The organism is Kitasatospora sp. NPDC101155, assembly GCF_044768305.1.
In the GTDB taxonomy this organism is placed as follows: Bacteria; Actinomycetota; Actinomycetes; order Streptomycetales; family Streptomycetaceae; genus Kitasatospora.
On record NZ_JBIWPN010000139.1, the window covers coordinates 1 to 3,660 of the forward strand.

General features: G+C 68.5%; 3 protein-coding genes. 1 reads left to right on the forward strand and 2 read right to left on the reverse strand.

From position 1 onward, the window contains the following. Nucleotides 1-361: 361 nt before the first annotated feature. Together ACIRYZ_RS46360 and ACIRYZ_RS46365 are read right to left on the reverse strand one after the other, a co-directional pair. Nucleotides 362-1,411, reverse strand: a complete 1,050-nt coding sequence (locus ACIRYZ_RS46360) for an IS630 family transposase (RefSeq protein ID WP_402955757.1) — start codon at nucleotides 1,409-1,411, stop codon at nucleotides 362-364. A gap of 49 nt (nucleotides 1,412-1,460) precedes the next feature. Continuing rightward, entirely contained in the window at nucleotides 1,461-2,474 is a 1,014-nt protein-coding gene (locus ACIRYZ_RS46365; protein ID WP_402955753.1) for a S41 family peptidase, read from the reverse strand. 339 nt (nucleotides 2,475-2,813) lie between these two features. Between ACIRYZ_RS46365 and ACIRYZ_RS46370 the strand changes: the two genes are divergently transcribed. Beyond that, nucleotides 2,814-3,257, forward strand: a complete 444-nt coding sequence (locus tag ACIRYZ_RS46370) for a nuclear transport factor 2 family protein (protein WP_402955755.1) — start codon at nucleotides 2,814-2,816, stop codon at nucleotides 3,255-3,257. Nucleotides 3,258-3,660: the final 403 nt, after the last annotated feature.

Sequence of the window (3,660 nt, forward strand, 5' to 3'; positions counted from 1 at the left end):
GTGTCCCCACCAGCACCGACTGACAAGATCAACACAAGACGCGAGGGTCCAAACTCAACCGCCGAGAAAGGGTCACGGTTCAACCGACGCCGACAGCCCCGAGGGCGGTCGCGCCTGACCGCCTGGCACCTGCTGCGCCCTGCCGCTTCCCAAGTGCGGCAGGGCGCCGCCATGTGCAGCCTGATCTGCGGAATCGTGCGGTACAGGCCTTGTCCGGACACCACCCCGGGCATAGGCTCCGGGCCAGTTGGATTCCGCAATGCCTCCCACGGCGCTGCGCCCTACTCCGGATGGGATGGAGTGGGGCGCAGCGTCATTTGCGGCGGCTTCAACCGTGCGGCGGTTCCTCCGCATCTATTGATCAGAAACTCAATTGGTTCTCGTCGAGGGTGTAACGGACCTGGGGACCATGGAAGTAGCCGCGGACGATGTGGGGTTGGCGCTGCCGTCGGCGGAAGAAGCGTCGGGCCTCGGCCGCCAGTTCCGCTTGGTTCCGGGCCCGGCTGCTCATGGGCAGACTGCGCTTGAGGTCGGCATTGACCAGCTCGTCCGGGTTCAGCTCCGGTGAGTACGAGGGCAGGAAGTGCAGTTCTACCTGGTCGGCGTGGTCGGCCAGCCATGCACGCACCGCCCGTGAGCGGTGGGCCGAGTGACGGTCGACAACGAGGTGGACCTTCCGGTCGAGGTGCCCGGTCAGCCGGTCGAGAAAGCGGCACATCACCTTCGCGTCGAAGGTCCCGGTGAAGACCATGAAGTGCATGCGGCCCTTGGCGCTGATCGCAGACATGGCGTTGACCGAGAAGCGGTTGCCGGTGCGGCGCACGATCGGGGTGCGGCCCTTGGCACCCCAGGTGCGGCCGGTGACCTGGTCAGAGCGGATGCCGACTTGGTCTGCGAACAGTACCTCCGCGCCCTCGGCCTTCGCCTTGGCGCGGATCGCCGGCCAGGTCTCCTCCAGCCAGCCGCGCACGGCCTCGGGGTCCTGCTCGACCGCGCGCTTGTCCGGCCGCTGAAACGACAGCCCCCAGCGCCGCAAGTACTTGCCCGCTCCCGGCTCGGTCAGGCGGACCCGGTACAGCTTCGCGATCAGCGCACCGATCTGGCCACGCGTCCACAGCTGTCCTCGAAGTCCCAGGTCACAGGGCTGGTGGTCGAGCACGGCCTGCCGAACCGCGGCCTGCTCGGCCTCGGACAGTGCCTGATGCTCTCCGACCTGCCGGCCGCGCGGACGCGCTACGAGCGCGTCCCGGCCGCCGCCCAGCCACTTCGCCCACCAGCCGTCCACGGCCTTCAGCGAGACCTTGAACATCGCCGCGACGTCCTCACGATCCCGGCCCTCCACCAGCGCGGCCACCGCCCGCAGGCGCAACGCTTCCTGCGCCGACGGTGACAAGTGCCGTGCGTCTCCCACCAGTTCGCTCACACCGCGTCTAACGAGCCGGAACCCCTGCCATGTCGATTCAATAGCCCTTGCAGGGACCTTGACCAGCAAGCCAGTTGACGGCGGCGTCAAGGGCCGGGTCGGCGTTCTTGGTGGTGGGGGCATCGATGGTCTCGTCCGGTACGAGCGGGCCCTGAAGGATCCGGCCAGTACGGTCCGCCTCGGCGGCGGTGGTGAGGACGATGACGGCACCGTCGGAAAGGCGGTGCAGGTCGTTGCCGGTGGGCACCCCGTAGGTTCGGTCGCCGAAACTGCGGGTGACCGGCCGGCCGATGAAGGCGATGGCGACGGCCTCGCCCGCGCTGGCCGTCCAGCGGCCGGTGAGCACCGCGACCGGCGGGGTGGCGGCGGCGAGTGGGTGGAGGCCGTCGGCGTCGGCCAGCGGGGTGTCGTCCAGGTACGGCACGCCGCCGCGGATCGACCACGCGGACCGTTTGCCGTCTGCGGTGACGAAGCCGCCGAGCGGGCCGTCACCGAGGATCGGCGCCGCTACTGCGAGCGGCGCCCACATCCCGCCGCCGGTCTCACCGCGCAGGTCCACCACCCAGCCGCAGGCGCCCGCCCGGTCCGTTTCGGCGACGACGGCGCGGCCCCGGGCGACGTACTCGGCGTAGGTACGGTCCGAGCCGTTCACCCCGCGCAGGGTGAGATAGCCGATATAGCCGGGGAGTTGGCGCGAGGTCGGGGAGTCGACGACCTCGGGGTCGCCGAGAACCCGGTCGGCCTGGTCCGGGGGAACGAAGCGGCTGTGGCGGTCGTTGAGCGCGCTCACGGCGCCGTTGATCGCGGGGTAGGTGTCCTGCGGGGTGCGGGCGCCGCCGGCACGGGAGAAGGCCTTGGCGCGGACGTCCTTCCAGTCCACCCTCGCGGTGTTGAGGGAGTCACGCTGGAGGAGGTCCAGGGCGTCCGAGAGATAGGCGCGCGCCTGCGGCGAGAGGCGGGCGCCCTCGGGCTCGGGCGCGGGCCCCGAGGCGGCGGCGCCGCCGGCGAGCAGCAGCGTGGCAACAATGGCAGCGGCCCACCGTGGCCTCATGCGTTCCCCCCTGTGGTTCGTGGCTCCTGATTCTTGCTCACGGACCCCCAGACGGCGAGACGGGGCAAGGCGCAACCAGCACTCGGTTCTCGGTTGAGCAGCCGGGCCCGGAACCAAGCGGAACTGGCGGCCGAGGCCCGACGCTTCATCCGCCGACGGCAGCGCCAACCCCACATCGTCCGCGGCTACTTCCATGGTCCCCAGATCCGTCACACCCTCGACGAGAACCAATTGAGTTTCTGATCAATAGGGTCTGTTGGGAAAGTGCTGGCGCTGTGCAGGGATATCGATGTCTGATTGCCGCCAGCGTGGTCTGTCCTTGCTGATCACACTGGCGGCATGACGATTTCATCCACTACAGACTCGATTACGGTCCTCACCGGCATGTATGCGGCTGAGGCGGAGTACTTTGCAGCCGGAGGCCCTGACGAGGCTTCATTCGACCTGCTCGCTCCCTTCTTCGCGCCGGATGTCGTGCTGCATCAAGCTGATTCCCTGCCCTATGGAGGCACCTGGCGCGGGCATTCGGGCATGACGCAGTTCTTCCTTGCGATGGGTGCCGCTTGGGAGTCATTCGACATGGCGGAGCAAGGGTTCCTCGCCACCGGTGAGACTGCGGTAGTGCTCACCCAGGTCCGTGCTCGTGCGACAGGCCGCGAACTCTCCTTCCCGATCCTGCAGGCGATCACGGTCAAGGACGGGAAGATCACCGAGGTCCGTCCGTTCTACTGGGACACACGGGTCATCGCCGACGCCTGCGCAGGGCCGAGGGCGACCGGCTGATGTGGATGGTGAGTCCGCTGGTCACAGCCACTCGTTGATGGCCGTGACCAGACGGTTGCACGCCGTCGACCTCGATCACCTCGTGGTCGAACTCCTCGGCCGCAACCCACGCTGCGGCGGCCTGCCGCCGGGGCCGGAACCTCCACAGACCACGGCGGAAACGACACAGGATCGGGCCCCGGCCACCAGAACGACAACGGCAGCTCGGACACCGGCGACCACCAGCCCTCCGACAACGGCGGCTGGAACACCGGCGACCAGGGCGGCCACGGCTCCGACGTCGGCAGAATGTGAAAGCCCCACCCGGTAGGACTCCGTTGGGAAATTCGCAAACCGGGCTGGGTGATCAGGCTGCCAGGTCGAGTGCGGCGAGGTGCGAGATTCGTGTCTTGCCGAGTGGTGT

Excerpts from the sequence above, each read along its gene's own strand:
- ACIRYZ_RS46370 (WP_402955755.1), top strand. The coding sequence starts at position 2,814 with ATGACGATTTCATCCACTACAGACTCGATTACGGTCCTCACCGGCATG.
- ACIRYZ_RS46365 (WP_402955753.1), bottom strand. The coding sequence starts at position 2,474 with ATGAGGCCACGGTGGGCCGCTGCCATTGTTGCCACGCTGCTGCTCGCC.